Source organism: Micromonospora sp. NPDC049203, from assembly GCF_043197215.1.
Taxonomy (GTDB): domain Bacteria; phylum Actinomycetota; class Actinomycetes; order Mycobacteriales; family Micromonosporaceae; genus Micromonospora.
The window spans coordinates 470,893-490,655 of sequence record NZ_JBICSV010000004.1; the positions used below are offsets into that span (position 1 = coordinate 470,893).

24 protein-coding genes, 1 tRNA gene and 1 pseudogene are annotated in these 19,763 nt (G+C 74.2%); 20 read left to right on the top strand and 6 right to left on the bottom strand.

Features of this window, described 5'->3' with window-relative positions:
- The first annotated feature begins 27 nt into the window (after positions 1-27).
- The 11 genes from ACGFIA_RS14675 (at position 28) to ACGFIA_RS14725 (ending at position 8,275) form a co-directional block, all read left to right on the top strand.
- Positions 28-543 (top strand): MaoC family dehydratase, encoded by a 516-nt coding sequence (locus tag ACGFIA_RS14675; RefSeq protein WP_013283894.1) that lies wholly within the window; start codon positions 28-30, stop codon positions 541-543.
- A 95-nt stretch (positions 544-638) separates the two neighbouring features.
- Positions 639-1,130, top strand: a complete 492-nt coding sequence (locus tag ACGFIA_RS14680) for a hypothetical protein (protein WP_357480647.1) — start codon at positions 639-641, stop codon at positions 1,128-1,130.
- Positions 1,131-1,163: 33 nt separating this feature from the next.
- Positions 1,164-1,787 (top strand): RNA methyltransferase, encoded by a 624-nt coding sequence (locus tag ACGFIA_RS14685; protein WP_357381310.1) that lies wholly within the window; start codon positions 1,164-1,166, stop codon positions 1,785-1,787.
- A 79-nt stretch (positions 1,788-1,866) separates the two neighbouring features.
- Positions 1,867-2,565 (top strand): DUF6758 family protein, encoded by a 699-nt coding sequence (locus ACGFIA_RS14690; protein WP_357471862.1) that lies wholly within the window; start codon positions 1,867-1,869, stop codon positions 2,563-2,565.
- Between the two features lie 120 nt (positions 2,566-2,685).
- Positions 2,686-2,844, top strand: a complete 159-nt coding sequence (locus tag ACGFIA_RS14695) for a hypothetical protein (protein WP_013283898.1) — start codon at positions 2,686-2,688, stop codon at positions 2,842-2,844.
- A 6-nt stretch (positions 2,845-2,850) separates the two neighbouring features.
- Positions 2,851-3,702 (top strand): PH domain-containing protein, encoded by an 852-nt coding sequence (locus ACGFIA_RS14700; RefSeq protein ID WP_357381314.1) that lies wholly within the window; start codon positions 2,851-2,853, stop codon positions 3,700-3,702.
- 93 nt (positions 3,703-3,795) lie between these two features.
- Entirely contained in the window at positions 3,796-4,521 is a 726-nt protein-coding gene (locus ACGFIA_RS14705) for a SigE family RNA polymerase sigma factor (RefSeq protein WP_357381316.1), read from the top strand.
- 56 nt (positions 4,522-4,577) lie between these two features.
- Entirely contained in the window at positions 4,578-5,795 is a 1,218-nt protein-coding gene (locus ACGFIA_RS14710) for a hypothetical protein (RefSeq protein ID WP_357381318.1), read from the top strand.
- 10 nt (positions 5,796-5,805) lie between these two features.
- Positions 5,806-6,672: a PHP domain-containing protein gene (locus ACGFIA_RS14715; protein ID WP_357381320.1), complete on the top strand. Its 867-nt coding sequence runs from the start codon at positions 5,806-5,808 to the stop codon at positions 6,670-6,672.
- Between the two features lie 31 nt (positions 6,673-6,703).
- A complete protein-coding gene (locus ACGFIA_RS14720) occupies positions 6,704-7,318 on the top strand; it encodes a MarC family protein (RefSeq protein ID WP_013283903.1) in 615 nt (204 codons plus the stop codon).
- Between the two features lie 123 nt (positions 7,319-7,441).
- On the top strand, positions 7,442-8,275 hold the full coding sequence (locus tag ACGFIA_RS14725; RefSeq protein WP_393260462.1) for a RecB family exonuclease: 834 nt from the start codon (positions 7,442-7,444) through the stop codon (positions 8,273-8,275).
- 13 nt (positions 8,276-8,288) lie between these two features.
- Here the strand turns inward: ACGFIA_RS14725 and ACGFIA_RS14730 are convergent, their stop codons facing one another.
- Positions 8,289-9,140 (bottom strand): oxygenase MpaB family protein, encoded by an 852-nt coding sequence (locus ACGFIA_RS14730; RefSeq protein WP_357381325.1) that lies wholly within the window; start codon positions 9,138-9,140, stop codon positions 8,289-8,291.
- 35 nt (positions 9,141-9,175) lie between these two features.
- Positions 9,176-9,604: a Fur family transcriptional regulator gene (locus ACGFIA_RS14735; RefSeq protein ID WP_357381327.1), complete on the bottom strand. Its 429-nt coding sequence runs from the start codon at positions 9,602-9,604 to the stop codon at positions 9,176-9,178.
- Positions 9,605-9,766: 162 nt separating this feature from the next.
- Between ACGFIA_RS14735 and ACGFIA_RS14740 the strand changes: the two genes are divergently transcribed.
- Positions 9,767-10,249, top strand: a complete 483-nt coding sequence (locus ACGFIA_RS14740; protein WP_357381329.1) for a DUF2231 domain-containing protein — start codon at positions 9,767-9,769, stop codon at positions 10,247-10,249.
- Positions 10,250-10,259: 10 nt separating this feature from the next.
- Here the strand turns inward: ACGFIA_RS14740 and ACGFIA_RS14745 are convergent, their stop codons facing one another.
- Positions 10,260-10,817: a hypothetical protein gene (locus ACGFIA_RS14745; RefSeq protein WP_357381331.1), complete on the bottom strand. Its 558-nt coding sequence runs from the start codon at positions 10,815-10,817 to the stop codon at positions 10,260-10,262.
- Between the two features lie 197 nt (positions 10,818-11,014).
- Between ACGFIA_RS14745 and ACGFIA_RS14750 the strand changes: the two genes are divergently transcribed.
- The gene (locus ACGFIA_RS14750) at positions 11,015-11,191 is read left to right on the top strand and encodes a hypothetical protein (protein ID WP_192580693.1); all 177 of its coding nucleotides are present in this window, start codon (positions 11,015-11,017) and stop codon (positions 11,189-11,191) included.
- A gap of 34 nt (positions 11,192-11,225) precedes the next feature.
- On the opposite strand, the gene ACGFIA_RS14755 is transcribed toward ACGFIA_RS14750, so the two are convergent.
- A complete protein-coding gene (locus tag ACGFIA_RS14755; protein ID WP_357381334.1) occupies positions 11,226-11,702 on the bottom strand; it encodes a flagellar biosynthesis protein FlgA in 477 nt (158 codons plus the stop codon).
- A 227-nt stretch (positions 11,703-11,929) separates the two neighbouring features.
- Between ACGFIA_RS14755 and ACGFIA_RS14760 the strand changes: the two genes are divergently transcribed.
- Positions 11,930-12,187, top strand: coding sequence for a hypothetical protein (locus ACGFIA_RS14760; protein ID WP_357381815.1), 258 nt, complete (start codon positions 11,930-11,932; stop codon positions 12,185-12,187).
- Positions 12,188-12,249: 62 nt separating this feature from the next.
- Here ACGFIA_RS14760 and ACGFIA_RS14765 read toward each other — a convergent pair.
- Together ACGFIA_RS14765 and ACGFIA_RS14770 are read right to left on the bottom strand one after the other, a co-directional pair.
- A pseudogene (locus tag ACGFIA_RS14765) lies at positions 12,250-12,378 on the bottom strand (FmdB family zinc ribbon protein); the annotation flags it as partial.
- A 30-nt stretch (positions 12,379-12,408) separates the two neighbouring features.
- Positions 12,409-13,053, bottom strand: a complete 645-nt coding sequence (locus tag ACGFIA_RS14770) for a 5-formyltetrahydrofolate cyclo-ligase (protein ID WP_393260289.1) — start codon at positions 13,051-13,053, stop codon at positions 12,409-12,411.
- A gap of 82 nt (positions 13,054-13,135) precedes the next feature.
- Between ACGFIA_RS14770 and ACGFIA_RS14775 the strand changes: the two genes are divergently transcribed.
- The 6 genes from ACGFIA_RS14775 to ACGFIA_RS14800 all read left to right on the top strand — a co-directional run bounded on the left by ACGFIA_RS14775 (position 13,136) and on the right by ACGFIA_RS14800 (position 19,479).
- Positions 13,136-15,325 (top strand): diguanylate cyclase, encoded by a 2,190-nt coding sequence (locus ACGFIA_RS14775; RefSeq protein WP_357381338.1) that lies wholly within the window; start codon positions 13,136-13,138, stop codon positions 15,323-15,325.
- Positions 15,326-15,334: 9 nt separating this feature from the next.
- Positions 15,335-16,324, top strand: coding sequence for a UTP--glucose-1-phosphate uridylyltransferase (locus ACGFIA_RS14780; protein ID WP_357381340.1), 990 nt, complete (start codon positions 15,335-15,337; stop codon positions 16,322-16,324).
- Positions 16,321-17,634: a gephyrin-like molybdotransferase Glp gene (gene glp, locus ACGFIA_RS14785; RefSeq protein WP_357381342.1), complete on the top strand. Its 1,314-nt coding sequence runs from the start codon at positions 16,321-16,323 to the stop codon at positions 17,632-17,634. The genes ACGFIA_RS14780 and glp overlap by 4 nt, the downstream gene beginning before the upstream one ends.
- Positions 17,631-18,272: a GNAT family N-acetyltransferase gene (locus tag ACGFIA_RS14790; RefSeq protein ID WP_393260294.1), complete on the top strand. Its 642-nt coding sequence runs from the start codon at positions 17,631-17,633 to the stop codon at positions 18,270-18,272. Before glp ends, ACGFIA_RS14790 begins: the two co-directional genes overlap by 4 nt.
- 169 nt (positions 18,273-18,441) lie before the next feature.
- Complete coding sequence (locus ACGFIA_RS14795; protein WP_357381347.1) at positions 18,442-19,224, top strand: hypothetical protein; 783 nt, start codon at positions 18,442-18,444, stop codon at positions 19,222-19,224.
- A gap of 181 nt (positions 19,225-19,405) precedes the next feature.
- A tRNA-Ala gene (locus tag ACGFIA_RS14800) sits at positions 19,406-19,479 on the top strand.
- Positions 19,480-19,763 lie beyond the last annotated feature (284 nt).

Genomic DNA, 19,763 nt, shown 5'->3' on the forward strand with positions numbered 1-19,763 from the left:
CCATCGCCGCCCGTGAAGGGGACAAGGATGCAGTTCGGCCGCTACTACGAGGAGTTCGAGGTCGGCGCGGTCTACCGGCACTGGCCGGGCAAGACGGTCACCGAGTACGACGACCACCTCTTCTGCCTGCTCACCATGAACCACCACCCGCTGCACATGGACGCGCACTACGCCGAGTCCGCCTCGCAGTTCAAGCGCAACGTGGTGGTCGGCAACTACATCTACTCGCTGCTGCTGGGCATGTCCGTGCCGGACGTCAGCGGCAAGGCGATCGCCAACCTGGAGATCGAGTCGCTGCGGCACGTCGCGCCCACGTTCCACGGCGACACCATCTACGGCGAGACGACGGTGCTGGACAAGCGGGAGTCGGCGTCGAAGCCCGACCGCGGCGTGGTGGCGGTCGAGACCCGCGGCTACAACCAGGACGGCACCCTCGTCTGCGTGTTCCGCCGCAAGGTCATGGTGCCGAAGAAGGAGTACGCGGCCGCCGCCGTCCCGGACGGCGTCGACCCGGAGCGTCCCAGCTTCCCCGAGCCGCGCTGACCTCACGTCCGTCCGGTCACCGGGCCTCGTTCCCCGTTCGGCGGGGACGGGGCCCGGACCTCGTCCGGGGGCATATGCTCGGGCTGGAGGTTCCCATGAGCCACTCCGTAGCCGGCGAACCGCCCTCCGCCGGTCGCCGCGCCGCACCGCTCACCACCGCCGCCTACTCCGCGGCGGAGTGGGACCTGCTGACCGACCTGCCGGGCCGCGTCCTCGTCGCCGCCGCCTCTCCCGGACCCGGACGCCCGCCGCGCGGTGTGGCCGCCGGTCTGGCCGGCCTGGACGCGGTCGCCGCCGGCCGGGCGTTCGACAGTGATCTCGTCCGCGCCGTGGTGGCCGCGATCTACGCCCGCCACGACGGGGCCACCGAGCGGGACGAGCGCCTGACCGACCTGGTCGACCTGCTGGCCGCAGCCCGGGCCGCGGTACGTGTGCTGCGCCGCCGGGCCGATCCGGCCGACTCGGCGGCGTACCGGCAGTGGGTGGAGTCCGTGGCGGCCCGGGTGTGCCGGGCCGGGGAGGGCGCCCCGAGTCCCGCCGACACGCGTTTCCTCGACCGGCTGGGCGGCGCGCTCGACCTGCGCTGACAGTGACGCCGCCGGGCCGTACCCTCGGCAACCGTGACCGACGACCAGCTCGACGTGGGTGTGGGGCCGTGGCCCGGTGACCCGCCGGACGACCCGCGCTACGACCCGGAGCTGCTCGCCGGCGGGGACCGGCGCAACGTGGTGGACCGCTACCGCTACTGGCGGCGCGAGGCGGTGGTGGCCGACCTGGACCGGCGCCGGCACGACTTCCACGTCGCGATCGAGAACTGGCAGCACGACTTCAACATCGGCACCGTGGTCCGCAACGCCAACGCCTTCCTCGCCGCCGAGGTGCACATCGTCGGGCGGCGGCGGTGGAACCGGCGGGGCGCCATGGTGACCGACCGCTACCAGCACGTCCGGCACCACGCCACGATCGAGGAGTTCGTCGCGTGGGCGCGCGGCGAGCGGCTGCCGGTGGTCGGGATCGACAACCTGCCCGGCTCCCGGCCGATGGAGACGGCGGTGCTGCCGCGCCGCTGCGTGCTCCTGTTCGGCCAGGAGGGGCCGGGGCTGTCGCCGGTGGCCCGGTCGGCCTGCGACGCGCTGTTCTCCATCGCCCAGTACGGTTCGACCCGGTCCATAAACGCGGGTGTGGCCAGCGGCATCGCCATGCACGCCTGGATCCGGTCGTACGCCGGGCCGCCGCCGGACTGAAACCCCGTGGGTCCACCACCGGACGGAAATCCCACGCGCCCCGCTTGACGCCTCGCGGGTCCGGGGCGACGGTGAGGGTGTGACTGTCGCGGTGAGTTGTCCGAAGTGCGCGGGGCCGGTGCGCGAGCCGGACCTGATGCACGCCGAGCACCGGTGCGTGCGCTGCGGCCCGGTCGCGCCGCTGCACGTGCCGGAGCACATCAGCGCCGAGATCATGGCCAGCGTGGTGGAGCGGGTGGCAGCCGATCCCGATCCGGCCGACCGGCTCCGGATGCCGCTGTGGTGTCCGTGGCCGCTCCCGCCGGGCTGGACGCTCACCGGCGTCGCCTGGGCGGGCGACGAGCGGGCGGGCGTACGGGCCACTCTGGTCGCCTGCGCCGGTCCGGCCCCCCTGGACGGTGGGCCGGCCGATCTCATCTTCGTCGCCGAGGAGCCCGGCGTCGGTCTCGGTTCCCGCTTCGCGGGACTGCCCGGACCCGATCCCGGTCCCCAGGTGGAGGAGGCGCTGACCGACCCCGGCCCTGGTCATCCCGAGCGTCTGCCGCACGCGAAGATCCGGGCGGGCGGTCATCCGACTCCACTGTGGCTCGTCCGTTCCGTAACGGATCGAAGCGCGTACGCCGGCGAGGCTCGGGGAATGTGGCTCCATGCGATAGCCTGGCCGGCGAGCGCGGGTCACCTCCTCGCGGAAGAGGTCGTGTTGCACGACCTCACCGAGTGGACACCGCCCGAACTCGTGTATGGCGCACCGTCTCCGTACCTGCACGGGCGGGCCTGACCGGCTCGCCACGGCGAGTCGGAGAGAGCGGACGCAGATATTCACGGTAAGACACCATGCTGATACTCTGGGTGCCGCTGCGGTAAACGGACCCGGCGCCGCGCGAGAGGATGGCCCGCTATGGTCAAGAAGGTCCTCACCTGGGCCGGCATCGCATTCTTGATCTTCTTCGTTGCGTACCGGCCCAACTCCGCCGCCGACGTCTTCAAGTCTCTCGGTGGCGGCATCATGGACATCGCGCAGGGGTTCGGCGACTTCTTCACCAACCTCGTCGCCTAGCCGCCGATGGGAAGCCCTTCCGGTCCACCCTTCGACCCGGACGACCCCGACCGGGCGCGACGGGAGCGTGACACCGAGCCGATCCCCCGGATCGACCCGGACGACCCGGCCGGTTACGGCCCCGGCCCGTACGCGGACGCGGACGACGTCGGTTACGGCAGCGCCTACGCCGCCGAGGGGCGGTCCGGCCGGGCCTGGGCGCGGGATCCGGACGGCTTCCCGGACCAGCCGATCTCCGAGGAGGAGCTGGCCGGGCTGCGGTCCGACGCCACCGGCATGGCACCCCGTCGGGTGCTGCCGCTGGAGGACGAGCCCAGTTCGCTCGTGGCGCGCTACCTCTTCCCCACCGAGCGCTACCGGGGCGAGTGGAAGCGGCACTGGATCCACCTCACCACCCCGATCATCGTCGGCGTCGCGGCCACGTTCGTGCTCGGCTACCTCTCCGGCTTCCTCGCCGGGCGGGACGTCGGCGCGTTGACCACCGTCGCGGTGCTGCTCTGGTTCGCCGTGATGGGCTGGGTCGCGTGGAAGGTCGCCGACTGGTGGTACGACCGGTTCATCCTGACCAACAAACGGGTGATGGTGGTCAACGGCATCATCACCCGGCAGGTCGCGATGATGCCGCTCACCCGGGTCACCGACATGAAGTACGAGCAGAGCCCGACCGGCCGCGCCCTCAACTACGGCACGTTCGTGCTGGAGTCCGCCGGCCAGGAACAGGCACTCCGGGTGATCAAGAATCTGCCCAACCCGAACGAGCTCTACCTGCGTGTGGTCGAGGAGATGTACGAGCCGCAGGCGGTCGAAGCGCGGTTGGGCAAGGAGGCCGACGAGGCCAAGGCCGACGACGGAGCCTGAAACTTTTCGTCCGAACATCGGATGAACTGCACACCTTCCGCCATCGACCCGACCGGCGTGGCCGTGGCATTCTGCCAGGCAGGACGGGGGGAGATGACTGTGGTGAGCAGAGACCCGCTGGAGGAGGAGTTCCGCGAATTCGTCGCGGCCCGGTCCGGCGCGCTGCTGCGCACCGCGTATCTGCTCGCCGGTGACTGGGCCACCGCCGAGGACCTGCTCCAGACCGCGCTCACGAAGACCTACCTGGCGTGGAAACGGCTCGGCGGGATCGACGCCATCGAGCCGTACGCCCGCCGGGTCATGGTCAACACGTCCACGAGCTGGTGGCGGCGCCGCTGGCACGGCGAGCGTCCCACCGAGGTGCTGCCGGAGCGCGCCGGCGTCGACGAGATCGAGCAGCAACTCGACCGGGACGCGCTCTGGCGGCACCTCCAGGCGCTGCCGGCCCGGCAACGGGCCGTGCTGGTGCTGCGCTTCTACGAGGACATGTCCGAGGCGCAGACCGCCGCGCTGCTGGAGATCTCCCCGGGCACCGTCAAGAGTCAGACCTCCAGGGCGCTCAACACGCTGCGCCGCCGGCTGGGCTCCGAGGCGGCCCTGAGCCTCCCCACGCCGGCCGACGCGCCCGCCGGGACTCCGTCCGCCCCGGCTCCGGCCGGCCGGTCCGGCCGCGCCGTCCATCCGACCACGGGTGCCGAGCCGGCCCGAGCACCGGCGCCCCGGTCCGCCGCCCGGGTGCCCCGGCCGGTCCAGTCCCCGGCCCCGGTCCGTCCCGCGCCGGTCCGCCCCGCCGTCCCGATCGCGGCGGAGAGCCGATGAGCGGCCCCCGGCACGACTGTGACAACCGGACGGGCAGCCCGGAGCGTCCATTCCCCGTGAGCGACGACGAGCTGGAGCGGGCGCTGCGGGAGACGCTGACCCGCCGCGTCGCCACGTCCCGCCCGCTGACCGCCGACCCGGCGGGGGAGGTCCTGCGCCGGGCGCGGCGCGTGGGCCGGCGGCGTACGCTCAGCGGCCTGGCGCTGGCCGGGGTCGCCACCGTGTCCATCACCTTCGGGGTGGTCCAGTTCACCGCGCCGGGCGGCGACGGCGGCACCCCCACCGTGGTGCTCGGCGATCCGCCCGTCCTCGCGCCCTCCCCGCTGTCCACCGAGCCGCCCTCGGTCACCCGCTACGGGCCGATCCGCGCCGAGCTCGACCTGCTCGTCGGTGACCGGCTGGACACCAGCGGCGGCGAACGGCGTCAACTGACCGGCGTGAGCGGCGTCGAACGGGCGCAGCGGATCCACGACGAGGAGGGCTGGCTGCTCACCTCGGCGGCCACCGCCGCCGGCCGTACCCTCTGGTGGGCTCCGGTCGACGGCACCGCGCCGCAGGTCATGCTGGCCGCCGCGGACGCGGTGGCCGTCTCGCCGGACGGACGCCAGGTCGCCTGGCGGGACGGCCCGGACGTGATCGCCGCCGGTGTGGTCGCCGGTCAGCTCATCGCGCCGGTCCGGACCGCCGCGCCGGAGGGCGCCGTGCCGGTCGGCTTCGCCGGCGACGCCGTGCTCATCCAGCAACCCGGTGGCGGGGGGATGAGCGTCTGGAACCGCGCGCTCGGCGGGCAGCCGGGGCCGGTGAACCAGGACGTACGCGTCGTCTACGGCACCCGCCCCGACGGCCGGGCGGTCGGCCTGGTCGCCGCCGGCCCGGACGGCCAGCCGTGCCTGGGTCTACTCGACCCGGCCCGGGACCTCGCCCCGGTGCGTGTCGCGTGCGGCCCGAGACTGGCCACCGACGGCCGTGGCGCCCTCTCCTTCGACGGCCGGTGGCTGCTCGCCAACGGCACGGCGCGCACCGCCCTCCTGATCGACCTGGCCGATCCGGCCAGCCCGGCTCTCCACCCGGCCGGCCCGGTGCTGGCCGGCGGGGTGGCGTGGACCCGGGCCGGTGTGGCGCTGCACGTGGACGCGAACGGCGGGTTGGTCCGGGTCAAGCCCGATCGGGTGCTGGCCGGTGACCGGCCCACGGGTTCACCTGTCGAAGGACTGGCGCCGCACGAGCGTCCGGTGGTGGTGGCCGGCGTCCCCACGGCGCCGGACGGGGCGTAGCGTCGGGCGGGTGAGCGTCCCCGCCCGCATCGACCTGCACACCCACTCCACCGCCAGCGACGGCACCCTGACCCCCGCCGAGCTGGTCCGGGCCGCCGCCGACGCGGGGCTGGACGTGGTGGCACTCACCGACCACGACACCACCGCCGGCTGGGCGCCCGCCGTCGCCGCCCTGCCGCCGGGCCTCACCCTGATCCGCGGCGCGGAGATCTCCTGCCGCTGGTTCGGCGCCGAACCGGCGGTCCCGCTGCACCTGCTCGCGTACCTGTTCGACCCGGCCGAGCCGGAACTGGCCGCCGAGCTGGCCCGGGTCCGCCGGGCCCGGGAGGAGCGCGGCGAGCGCATCGTCCGGCTGCTCCAGGCCGACGGGATCCGGGTGAGCTGGACGGAGATCCTGGCCGGAGCGGGCGGCGGCACCGTCGGCCGTCCGCACATCGCGCAGGCGCTGATCCGGGCCGGTCTGGTCGCCACCACCACCGAGGCGTTCGGGCCGGACTGGCTCGGCGAGCGGTACCGGCTGCCGAAGGACGACATCGAGGTGTTCCGGGCGGTGGCGCTGGTGCGGGCGGCCGGCGGCGTGCCTGTCTTCGCCCACCCGAGGGCCAGCCGGCGCGGCCGGATCGTGCCGGACGAGCTGATCGCGGACCTGGCGGCGGCCGGCCTGGCCGGGCTGGAGGCCGACCACGAGGACCACGACCCGGCCGAGCGGGCGCACGTCCGAGGGCTCGCCGCCGACCTGGGACTGCTGGTCACCGGCTCGTCCGACTTCCACGGCACGCACAAGACGGTACGGCTCGGCGCGTACACCACCGGCCCCGAGGCGTACGAGCGGATCGTCGCGCTGGCCCGCGGGGTGACCCCTGTCGCTTCAGGCTGAAGCGCTCCGACGGCACGGCTACCGTGTCCGCGTGGATCTCAAGCTCTTCGGCGAGGTCTTCGTGACCCTGCTGGTGATCGTCGACCCGCCCGGAATGATGCCCATCTTCCTCGCGCTGACCGGGCCGCTGCCCGCGCGCGACCGGAACCGGGCCGCCTGGCAGGCCGTGGCGCTGGCGCTCGGAGTCATCGTGATCTTCGCGGTGGCGGGGCAGACGATCCTGGCGTACCTGCACGTCGACCTGCCCGCGCTCCAGGCGGCGGGCGGCCTGCTGCTGATCCTGGTCGCGCTGGAGCTGCTGACCGGCAAGGCGGACGACCCGAGCAACCAGGTCACCTCCAACATCGCGTTGGTGCCGCTCGGCACGCCGCTGCTGGCCGGGCCGGGTGCCATCGTGGCGACCATGCTGTTCGTGCAGCAGGCCGGCGGCGCCGTCGACTACCTCGCCATCGGGCTCGCCATCGTCGCGGTGATGGTGACCGTCTGGGTGGTGCTGCGCTTCTCCGGCGGGATCGTCAAGGTGCTCCGACCCGGCGGCATCGAGGTGCTGACCCGGATCGCCGGCCTGCTGCTGGCCGCCATCGCCGTGCAGCTCATCGCCGACGCGATCGCCGCGTTCGTGACCCAGTACCTCAACAACGCCTGAGCGGGTCCGCCCGGTGTCGTACCCGGATGGCAGGATTCAAGCGTGCGACGACAGGCAGCAGCCAGCGGTTCCCGGGCTCCCCGGCCCCGAGCAGAGCAGTCCGAGCAGCTCGGCTTCGAGGGCATGCCGGAGCGCCTGTTCGTCTGCACGCCCAGCAAGCTCGGCGCCTACGCGGACTGTCCCCGCCGCTACCGCTACGCCTACGTGGACCGCCCCGCCCCGCCCAAGGGCCCGCCGTGGGCGCACAACTCGCTCGGCGCCAGCGTCCACACCGCGCTGAAGAACTGGTACGCGCTGGCCCCCGACCGCCGCCGCCCCGAGGTGCTCGGCACGCTGCTCAAGGGCACCTGGGTCCGCGAGGGCTACCGCGACGACGAGCAGGAGCGCGACGCCTTCCGGCGGGCGCTGACCTGGCTGGAGAGCTACGTGGCGGGCCTCGACCCGGCCGACGAGCCGGTCGGCGTGGAACGCGTTGTCGCGGTCAAGACCGCTGTGCTCGCGTTCAACGGCCGCACCGACCGAATCGACTCGCGCCCCGGCCCGGACGGGCGGCCCGAGCTGGTCATCGTCGACTACAAGACCGGCCGCACCGGGCTCGACGCCGACGACGCGCGCGGCTCGCAGGCGCTCGCGCTCTACGCGTATGCGGCCGAGCGGGTGTTCCGCAAGCCATGCCGCCGGGTCGAGCTGCACCACCTGCCCACCGGCACCGTGGCCGCGCACGAGCACACGCCGGAGTCCCTGCACCGGCAGCTCACCCGCGCCGAGGACACCGCCCGCGACATCATGACTGCCGAGCGCGCGGTGGCCGACGGCGCCGACCCCGACGAGTCGTTCCCCACCGAGCCGGGTCCGAGGTGCGGCTGGTGCGACTACCGGCGCACGTGCCCGGTCGGCGCGCAGACCCCGGGCAAGGAGCCCTGGTCGGCGGTCGAGCGGTTCGCCGACCCGGACTGACCGGGGCTCACCGTCAGGCCGCGGCCAGGCGGGCGGCGCGTTCCTTGGCGGCCTGCTGCAACGGCCCCTCCCGGTAGCGCCGCGGCACCGCGGCCAGCGCCAGGCGCAGCGCCCGCGCGCTCAGGTCCGCCGACAGGGCGGTGGTGGGCAGGCCCAGCCCGCCGTAGAGCCGCAACGCCCAGGGCGGCAGCATCCCCAGCGCGGTGGCGGCGATCCCGAAGTACGCCCAGCGCGGCGGGCCGAGGTTCAGGCCGACCCGCGCCGGCAGGCTGAGCTTCCACGGGATCGGCGGCGCGGTCAGGAACAGCGCGGTCTCGGCCGCCTCCCGGGTCATCCGCAACTGCGGGCGTACGTCCCGGTAGTAGTCGGCCACCTCGGCGGCGGTGCCCGGTACGTCGTCCGGGTCCAGCCCGACCAGGGCCGCCGACCGTCGCTGCTCGGTGTAGTAGCCGTCCACCTCGTCGTCGGTGAGCGCCAGACCGGCCCGCCGGGCGGTGCTCACGAACGACTCGACCTCGGTGACGTGCACCCAGCGCAGCAGCTCCGGATCGTCGACGCGGAACTCCGCACCGGTGAACGGGTCGGTGGCGCGCATCCGGGCGTGCCGCGTACGCAGCCGCCGCCCGGCCGCCTCCGCCTCGGCGGTGGTGCCGTAGATCGTCGTGCCCACGTACGTCGCCGTACGGACCAGCCGGCCCCACGCGTCGGTGCGGTAGTTGCTGTTCTGCGCCACGCCGGCCATCGCGCGGGGGTGCAGCGCCTGGAGGTAGAGGGAGCGCAGGCCGGCGACGATCAGGATCGGTTCCTCGTGCACCTTCCACGTGACCGATCCCGGACCGAAGAGGCCGAGGTCTTCGGTGTCCACCGATCAAGAGTGCCACGCCGGGCGTGGCACTCCGGTCAGTCGTCGGCCGAGCGGCGGGACTGGCAGGCCGGGCAGAGACCCCAGAAGGTCACTTCCGCCTCGTCCAGCACGAAGCCGTGCGCCACGTTCGGGTCCAGACAGGGGGCGCTGCCGACCGCGCAGTCCACGTCGGCGATCTCACCGCAGCCCCGGCACACCACGTGGTGGTGGTTGTCGCCGACCCGGGCCTCGTACCGCGCGGGGCTGCCGGCCGGCTCGATCCGGCGGGACAGGCCGGCCCGGGACAGGGCGCCCAGCACGTCGTAGACGGCCTGGGTGGAGACCGAGTCGATCCGCTGGCGGACCCGCCGGGTGATCTCGTCGACCTCCAGGTGACCGCCGGCGGAGAGCACGTCCAGCACGGCGAGACGCGGCCGGGTGACGCGTAGGCCCCTCGACCGGAGCAGCTCCTCACCTGTGGACACGCATCCATGACAGCACGGGCCGGGCGGGCCGACAAGCGAGCGTCGTTCACCCGTGGCCGGGGCCACAGGTGAACCGTTGCCGCCGCGCCCGCGTGTATCGAAACAGGCGGTGTCACGCCGTACGCTGGGCCCGCTAACCACCCACTCGCCGGAGGTGTCGCGGTGTTCAGGGAAATCAACGGTCTACCGCTCCACGTACTCGTCATCCACGCGGCGGTGGTGCTGGTGCCGCTGCTGGCACTGCTCGCCGTCGGGTACGGCGTGCTGCCCCGCTGGCGGCCCCGCCTCGGCTGGGCGGTCGCCGCGCTCGCCGTGGTCACCCCGATCGTGGCCTGGGTGGCGACCGAGTCCGGCGAGGCACTGGAGGAGGCCCTGCGCGCGAAGGGCTACCCGCCGGACCGGCTCCAGCAGATCCACGAGCACGCCGAGTACGGCGACACGCTGTTCTGGTTCGCGCTCGGGCTCGGCGTCGCGGCGCTGCTGCTCGTGCTGTCGACGAGCCGTTTCGTCGCGGACCGGAAGCTGCCCCGCTGGCTGCCGGTGGCGCTCACCGTCGTGGTGGCGGTGCTCGCGGTCTTCGCGATCGTGTACGTCTACCTGACCGGGGACAGTGGCGCCAAGATGGTCTGGGACGGCGTCGTCTGACCGCCGCGGGTCAGAACAGCACCCGCGAGCAGAGCAGGCAGGTGAGCAGCACCAGCACCACCGCGACGGCCGCCCCGATGCCGTAGGTGAGCCGCTGCGCCCGCTGCTCCGCCTGGTCCATCGCGGCCATGTCCTGCGGCGGCAGCCGGCGGGGCGGTGACGGCTGCACGTGTACCGGTGGCCGCCAGCCGGGCGGCGGAGGCGTACTCGGCGGCGGTCCCGCGTATCCCGAGGGCGGCTTGCCGCCGGGCGACCCCGGCCACGCTCCGCCGGCCACCGTCCAACCGCCTGCCGCCTCCGCTCGTGCCCATGGGCTCTCGGTGGCCGCCTCGCGTGACCACGGGCTGGCGCTGCCGGCCGCCTCCGGCTCGGGCGGCCCGAAGGCCCCGGCCGGCTCGGTGGTGCGGTCCGGGTCGCCGGCGCCGGAGGGGCGGGCTTCGGGGCCGGCCGAGTGGGCGTCCGGGCCGCTGCCGGGAACCGCCCGGGAGGCGTCCTCCCCGGCCGGTGCCGGTTGCTCCGGGCGTCGCCAGGTCTCGTCGTCGGGGCTGCCACCGCTCGGCGTCGTCACGCCGTCCGACGCTACCAACGCCCCGGCGGGTCGGCCGCCCGACGCGTCGATCACCGGCACCCTCGGTCGCGCCCGACGTTCCGAAGCCGTCCGGGGGCCACGGGTGGGCGCGGGCGTCACCGCCGGGCTCGGCCGTCCGGCCCGCCACGTTCCCGGGGATCGGGCCGGCGGCCGATTCGGCGGTATCGTTGCTGCTCGTGACCGACCCCGCCATCCGGGCACCGCGCGATGACGACGACCGCGTGGTCGACCTCAGCGACGACTTCGTGGTGCTGCCCGAACAGACGAGCGACGACACCGACCGCGGTTGGGGTGAGCGCCCCGGCGGCAACGACGACTGGCTGCTCGCCGAGCGCCCCCCGCACTGGGGCTGACCGCGTCGTGCCGGGCTGATCGCCGGGGCTCGGGTCAGCCGCGTACCACCACTGCGAAGCGGCTGCCCTCCGGCAACCCGACCGCCCGCCGCGCCTGTGCCGGCGGCAGCGCCAGGTAGAGCGCCGACGAGCCGTCGACCGCCCCGGCGGCGCCCACCACGTCGAGCACCAACGCGCGCGGGGCCAGCAGCGCCGGGTCGGGCGCACCGCCCGCCGGCACGACGAGCAGGTCGACCCGGGCACCCGGGCGCAGCACCGCGAGTGCGGCCGGCTCGGCCAGCCGGATCGGCACGCCCACCGTGCCGGCCGGCAGGGCGCGGATGCCGCCGGAGGGCGGCGCCGACGCCGGGGCGGCCGGTGGGATTCGGGGCGGTGGGCAGGACTGCGGCGTCTGGAGCACCGCCGCCGCCAACCCGAGCAGCACCGCGACGAGCGTCACCCGCAGCAGGGTCCGGCGCCGGGGCAGCCCGCGCCAGCGGACCGGACGCAACGTCGCCTCGCCACCAGTCACCGCTGCCTCCCGCCGCCGGCCGACCATCCGATCCGCAGGCTAGGACCGGATCAGGTCGCTCGCCGTCCCACGGCCCGTCGCTGTGGATAACCCGCCGGCCTGTGGAAAACCGTTCCCCGTGCGGGCCTGCCGTCACCAGGGACGGTGGCCGCTGCCGGACGGGCTGATGCGGCAACCTCGCCGAGCGGGCGAGCGTCTGCCGCGAACGGGAGACGGCCACACGGAACGTGGCCGCCCCTGAGAAGGGGACGGCCACGTGCCGGTACGAAGCAGGTCAGGAGGAGCTGGACGCCGCCGGCGCCTTGCCGGCCGTCGAGCCCGACCCGGAGCCGGACGACGAAGAAGACCCGGACGACGAGGACGACGAACCGGACGACGAGGACGAGGAGTCCGACGACGAGGAGGACGACTCGGTCTTGGCCGGCTTGCCCGACGAGGTCGAGGAGGCGTTGTCGGAACCGGACGAACGGGAGTCCGTGCGGTAGAAGCCGGAGCCCTTGAACACGATGCCCACCGAGTTGAAGAGCTTTCGCAGCCGCCCCTCACACGCCGGGCACTCGGTCAGCGGGTCGTCCGAGAAGGACTGCACCGCCTCGAGCTGGTGGCCGCACGCGGTGCAGGCGTACTGGTACGTGGGCACGTTCTCCTCCGGATCTTGGCACGGCCGGTTTGGCACTCGTGGTCTTCGAGTGCCAATGGTGCGTCATCACCCCCGGGTTCGTCCAGCGGAAGCGCCCGGGCCCACACCCGGTACCGCCACCAACCCGTCCGCCGGGGTGATCACGCAGTGCACCGGGCGGTCGTGCGGCAGGGCGGGCACCGCCTCGACCAGCTCGCCGTCGTGCAGCAGCGCCACTGTCGGCACGGTGGCGGGCACCCGGGCCAGCGCGCGGTCGTACGAGCCGCCGCCCCTGCCCAGCCGGATGCCCCGGCGGTCCACCGCGACGGCGGGCACCACCACCAGGCCGGCTCCGGCCACGGCGGAACGTCCCCGGGGTGGCGCGGTCGGCTCGCGCAGGCCCCGACCGGCGGCGCGCAGTGACTCCGGGCCGGTGTACGGGGCCCAGTCCAGGTCCAGGTCGTCGCGGAGCACCGGCAGCAGCAACTCGGCCTCGGGCGGCAGCGCGGCGCGCAGCACGTCCGGCAGGTCGTCCCCGCCGGGCTCGGAGGAGACCGGCACGTACGCGCTCATCCTGGCCGGCCGCAGCCGGCGTACCAGTGTCACCAGCTCGGCCTGGACGGCCGCCGCCGCCACCGCGCGCTGGACCGCGGACATCGACCGGCGGGCGGCGAGTAGCGCGACGCGCATCTCCCGCTTCGCATCGTGCGCTTCATCCGAAAATTCCGGCACGCAACACTCCTGACGCAACGCTTGCCTAATGGTCGCTCTGTGTCAGCATCGCACCAAGAGGGCGGACCTTCCGGGGGGAAGATTGACGCTACGCGGGCGGTTGACGGCGGCTTTCCTCGCGGTGGTCCTCGGCCCCGTCCTGCTCGGCGCGTTCTTCGTCGGGGCCACGCTCAGCGCCGTCGACCGCAGCCGCGCCACCGAGCGGCTGGGCCTGGCGGCGGCCGGTGTGCGTACCTCGGTCGACGCGCTCTGCCAGCAACTACGCGCGGCGGCAGACGCGGTCGCCCTGGTCAGCGACCCCGCTCTCCGGCCCCGATCGGCCGACCAGGTGGTCGCGCGGGGCCTGGCCGCCGCCGTGCTGATCGCCGACGCCGCCGGCCGCACCACCTACGCCACACCGGGCGGGACGGCCGGGCGCTGGCAGGACTGCGCCGGCCCGCCGGCCACCCCCGTCGCCGCGCTGTCCGCCCAGGTCCGGCTCCGCGACCAGGCCGGCACCGACCTGGGCGCGGTCGCCGCCGCCCAGCCCGTCGACCGGGCGTTCGTGGCGCGGCTCGCCGCGGTGACCGGCGTCGGGGTCACCCTCCTCGACGACCCCGGCGGCATCACCCAGACGACCGAGGACCAGGGGGTACGCGCAGCGGTGCTGGCCGCCGCCGGAAAGGCCGACGGGAATCGGGTGACCGGGACCGGCGACGGCCGGTACGTGCGCCGGGTCGGGCCGTCTCCCGGTCAGCCGCTGCCACTGGTGCTGTCGGTGCCCGGCGAGCGCACGGCCGGTCTGTACGGGGCGCTGATCGCGGCCGGCGCGCTCGCCGCCCTGCTCGCCGTGCTCGCCGCCTGGCGGCTGGCCCGGGTCACCACCCGGCCGCTCGGCGAGCTGGCCGGTGCGGTCGACCGGGTGGCGCGCGGCGACCTGAGCGCCCGGGTGCCGGTGCGCAGCCGCGACGAGATCGGGCGGCTGGCCAGCGCGTTCAACCGGATGACCCGGGAGACCGGCAGCTACGTGGCGGCGTTGACAAGCAGCCGCGACCAGCTCCGCAACCACCTCGCGGTGCTCGGCGACACGCTCGCCAGCACGCACGACCTGCAACGCATCCTGCGGGTGATCCTGGACAGCGCGATCGGCGCCACCGGCGCCCGGGCCGGTGCGGTGCTGCTGGTCGACGGCGACGGCGTACTCGTCGGCCGGTGCGTGGAGGGACTGACCGGGCGCTGGCCCACTGCCGACCCGGCCGACCCGGCGACGCTACGGGTGCCGGTCGGCGCCGGGGTGCTCGGCGCGGTGGCCGCCACCGGCGAACCGCTGCGCGGACGGTGGACGCCACCTGACACACCGACCGGGGAGCCGTCCTGCGAGACGTACGTGGCCGTGCCGTTCGCCACCCCCGGCGCCACCGAGCCGCGCGGCCCGGACCGGCCCGGCCACCCGCCCGCCGACGGCGACCCGCCCGGCTCGCCCTGCGCGGCGCTCGGCGTGCTGGTGCTCTACGACCGGCTCGGCGGGCACGAGTTCCACGACGACGACGTGGTGACGCTGCGGACGTTCGCCGGGCACGCGGCGGTCGCCGTGGAGAACGTCCGGGTGCACGAGGAGGCGCAGCGGCTCTCCCTCACCGACCCGCTGACCGGGCTGTGGAACTACCGCTACCTGCGCGAGTCGATCCGCCGCGAGGTGGAACGGGCGAACCGCTTCGGCCGGATGCTCAGCGTGCTCGCGCTCGACCTGGACCGGTTCAAGAACGTCAACGACACCTGGGGGCACGCCGCCGGGGACGCCGTGCTGGTCGAGTTCGCCCGCCGCGTACGCGGCGTGATCCGCGAGGTGGACCTGGCGTTCCGGCAGGGCGGCGAGGAGTTCGTGGTGCTGCTGCCGGAGACCGACGCCCGGGGCGCGGCGATCGTCGCCGAGCGGCTCGGCGCGGTGGTACGCGACCAGCCGGTGGCGGTCGAGGGCAGTGGCGACGAGCCGGTGCGGGTGCCGGTGACCGTCTCCATCGGCATCGCCGTCTACCCGGACCACGCCGCCGACGGCCAGCAGGTGCTCGACGCCGCCGACGACGCGTTGTACGCGGCGAAGGCCGCCGGACGCGACGGCTACCGGCTCGCCCCGGCGCCCGATCCGGTGCCCACCCAGGAGATCCCGGTGGTGGCCGCCGGCCTCAGCCCGCCGGACGGGCTGCCCCGGGCCGGCTCGGCGGACCCGGCGGGCACCGTCAAGGGCGGCGCGTCTTCCGGTCCTCACCCGCCGCGGCAGAGCCGTGGCCGATAGTCTCGCGGCATGTCGGAGCACTCAGCGAACCCCTCAGCGGCCCCCGGTCGCTCCCGTGCGGTCAAGGCCGTGATCCCGGCCGCCGGCCTGGCCACCCGGTTCCTGCCGGCCACCAAGGCGGTTCCCAAGGAACTGCTGCCGGTCGTCGACCGGCCGGTGTTGCAGTACATCGTCGAGGAGGCCGCCCAGGCCGGCATCGACGACATCCTGCTGATCACCGGTCGCGGCAAGACCTCGATGGTGGACCACTTCGACCGCCGGCCCGACCTGGAGGAACGGCTCGCCAAGAAGCCCGAGCTGCTGGCCGAGGTCAAGCGCACCGAGGAGCTGGCCGCGATCTACACCGTCCGCCAGCCGGAACAGCTCGGTCTCGGCCACGCCGTCGGGTACGCCGAGTCGCACGTCGGTGACGCGCCCTTCGCGGTGCTGCTCGGCGACGAGTTCGTCAAGCCCTCCGAGCCGCTGCTGCCGGCCATGCTGGAACTCCAGGCCCGCACCGGCGGTGTGGTGCTCGCGTTCTTCGAGGTCGACCCGGCCGAGACCAGCCGCTACGGCATCGCGTCGGTCGAGCCCGCCGAGTCGGAATACTCCGACATCGCCGAGGTCGTCAAGGTCACCGGCATGGTGGAGAAGCCCAGCCCGGAGGAGGCCCCCAGCAACCTGGCGGTCCTCGGCCGGTACGTGCTCCCCGGGAAGATCTTCGACGCGATCCGGCGTACCGACCCGGGCAGCGGCGGCGAGATCCAGCTCACCGACGCGATGGAGCTGCTGCGTACCGAGGGGGTGCCGGTGCACGCGATCGTCTACCGGGGCACCCGCTACGACACCGGCATGCCGCTGGGCTACCTCCAGACCGTGGTGCAGATCGCCGCCGAGCGGGACGACCTGGGCGCCGAGTTCCGCAAGTGGCTCGTCGAGTTCGTCAACAACGGCGACGAGACGGTCACCGCCGCCGTCCTCAACGGCATCCGCGACGCGTCCGGCGGTGCCGATACATGACCGCGACGGCCGACGCCGAGGCGGCCGCGAACGAGTTGACGCCGCTCGCCGACTACCTGGGCAGTGTGCTGCGCAGGTTACGCGCGCTGCCTCCACTCGACCTCGACCTGACCCAGGCGTACGGCAACGTGCTCGCCGAGGACGTGGTCGCCCCGCACTCGTACCCCGCCTTCGACCAGGCGGCGGTGGACGGATACGCCGCGCGCTGGGAGGACATCTCCGGTGGGAGTCGGGGGCCGGGCTACGTCCCGGCCCCCTCCGGTATGCCCGGCGGCCGCAGCATCCGCCTCAACGTGGTGGGCGACCTGGGCGCGGCGAGCTGGCGGCCGGTGCGGCTCACCCCCGGCTCGTGCTTCTCGGTGGCGGCGGGCGCGCCGCTGCCGATCGGCGCGGACGTGGTCGTCCCGGTGGAGTGGACCGACCAGGGCATGGCCGCCGTGGAGATCTTCCGCGCCCCCAAGCGGGGGTACGGCCTGCGCCGCGCCGGGGAGGAACTGGTCGCCGGCACGCTGCTCGCCCGCGCCGGGGCGTACGTGTCCCCGGCTCTGGTCGCGGTGTTCGCCGCCACCGGCATCGGGCACGTCGTGGTGCGGCCCAGCCCGCGCGTGGTGATCGTGGCCACCGGCGACGAACTGGTGGACGTGGGCCGGGGCAGCCAGCCCGGTCAGGTGGTGGACACCAACTCGCACGCGCTGACCGCCGCGGCGGCGGAGGCGGGCGCGCTCGCGTACCGGGTGGGGATCTGCGACGACGACCCGGAGGCGCTGCGTGGCCTGCTGGAGGACCAGACACTGCGGGCCGACCTGATCATCACCACCGGCGGCACCGGCACCGGCCCCGGTGACATGGTGCGCCGCATCCTGTCCCGCCGCGACGGCGGCCGGGCCGGGCCGGTCGCCTTCACAGAGGTGGCCCTCTATCCCGGAACGGCCCTCGGGTTCGGTACGGTCGGCGCCGAGGAGGTGCCGGTGGTGTGTCTTCCCGGTGAGCCCGGTGCGGCGCTGATCGGCTTCGAGGTGCTGGCCCGCCCGGCCATCCAGCTGCTGGCCGGGGCCGAGCCGGTGTTCCGGCCGAGCGTCCGCGCGCACCTGCTGGAGACGGTCTCGTCCCCGGTGGGGCTGCGCGAGTTCCGGCCCGCGCACGTGGCCGAGCGGCGCGGCGGCGGGTACACCGTGCAGCCGCTCGCCGGTGGTCCGTACACGCTCTCCGGCCTGTCCGACGCCAACGGCCTGCTGGTGCTCGGCGAGCGGGTCACCACCGCCGCCGCCGGGTCCACGGTGGATGTGCTCCTGCTGGACCGGCGCCGGTGAGGTTCCGGCGGGCGCCGGGGTGGCCGGCGGTGCTGGTGGACGGTCCGGTGGTGCTGCGGCCGTATCGGCGTTCGGACGCCGCCGCCTGGTCGGAGATCCGGCGCGCGAACCAGGACTGGTTGGCACCGTGGGAGTCCCATGTGCCTGGTGGCTGGTACGAGACGAACTCACCCGCCGCGTTTCGCCTGGTGCACGCCGACCAGCGCAGGTCCGCGCGTACCGGTGAGGGCATGCCGTTCGCCGTCTGCCTGCGTGAGGACGGCCGGGAGCGGCTGGTCGGTCACGTGAACGTGGGCAGCATCGTGCGGCGGGCGTTCTGCTCCGGCTACGTGGGCTACTGGGTGGACTCCCGGGTGGCCGGTCGGGGTGTGATCCCGACCGCTGTGGCGCTCGCCGTCGACCACGCGTTCGGGCCGGGCGGCCTGCACCGGATCGAGGTGAACATCCGGCCGGAGAACATGCCGTCCCGGCGGGTGGTGGAGAAGCTCGGCTTCCGCGAGGAGGCCTATCACGTGCGCTACATGCACATCGATGGTGCATGGCGCGACCACATCGGATACGCGATGACCGGTGAGGAAGTGGCTGCCGAGGGCGGCTTGCTGGCGCGGTGGCACCGCGTACGTGACAACCGCCGCTGAGGCGTACGCCCGGCGCGGCGCACTGTGAACCGGGTCGGCGGCCCGTAACCTCAAGTAACTGCAAGCTGTGGCAAGCGCTGCCAGCCCGCACGAAGTGCGCCGTAAACGAGGGTCTACGGAACAAGTTGCGGCAGTGTGGCGCTCGTCGCGAACATTGGTGACGGGAGGGGTGAGGGTGCCCACGTCGGTGCTCCTCGCCGTCCTCGCCGCCGCCGGTCTGCTCGCCCTCGCTCCGGCGCTGGTCCGCCGGTACGACGCCACCGAGCGGCAGGTGGCGGAGCGGGCGCAGTCGACGGCGCGGGTGCTCCAGCGCCAGCGTCGACGGCGCACCGTGCCCGGGCGTCGACCGCTGCACCCGCCGCGCTCCCTGGTAGTGACCCTTAGTGAAGACTCCGACACGGGAAGTCTTGCCCGCCCGGTTTCCGCGCCACCGCTGCGCCGCCGTTCCGGGCGGCTCCGGCCCGTCTCCGCCATCCCGGCCCAGTCCCGCCGACGGAACCCACCCCGGCGGCGGCACACCCCGGCGATCTACCGGCGGCGCCGGGTGCTCGCCGCGCTGCTGCTGCTCAACCTGGTGGAACTGGGCGGCGTGGTGCTCGTCGGACCCGGGTTCTGGATCAGCGTCTCGGTCACCGGCACACTGCTCGTCGCGTACGTCGTACACCTGCGGCAGCGCGCCCTGGCCGAGCGCCGGCGGCGGCGCGCGGACGCCCGCGAGGCGGCCTGGCTGGCCGCCCGCCAGGCCGAGGTGCGCCGCGAACAGGCCCGGCGCGCGGCGGCCCGGCGAGAGGCGCAGCGCCGGCTGGCCGCCCAGCGCGAGGCGGTCCGGCGTACGGCGATGGGGCTGGACCGCCCGGCGGACCTGCCGCCGGCGGCGAGCGGCGGCTCGGTGTCCTACCGGCGGGCAGGTGGCCTGCGCGGACGCCCCTACCAGTCCGGCCGAGGCGCCTGACCGCCTCGTTCGCGGCTTTGCTGGTGGCGATCTTGGAAGGTTTCGGCCCCTCCGGGGGCCTTTTCCTTCCAAGATCTACGGGGCGGCGGGGCGGTTCGCGTCGTGGGGGCGCGACCTGTTAGCCTTGTCGTCGGCCCGCCCGGTGAAAGCCGGGTGGGACCGACGCCGGTTCGCCGGCGGAGGGGCTGTGGCGCAGACCGGTAGCGCACCTCGTTCGCATCGAGGGGGTCAGGGGTTCAAATCCCCTCAGCTCCACCCAGTTCAAAGGCCGTTTCCCGTGATGGGAAGCGGCCTTTTTCGATCTTGTACAGCAGCGCAGTGCGGCAGTCATGCGAGCTGGGCCGTCAGGACGCGGCGCGATGGTCGAGCTTGACGGGTTCTGGATATATGATGTTTCCGTTCGGAACGGAACTAACCAATTACCCGAACCCAGTGATGGGGGGTGAGGCGTGCGAACCTCACGCAAAGCTTCGCTTGGTGCGCCGCCGGAGCGCGAGGTCGATGTCCTCCGCCGCGCCGTGGCCCTCGTGGAGGATCGC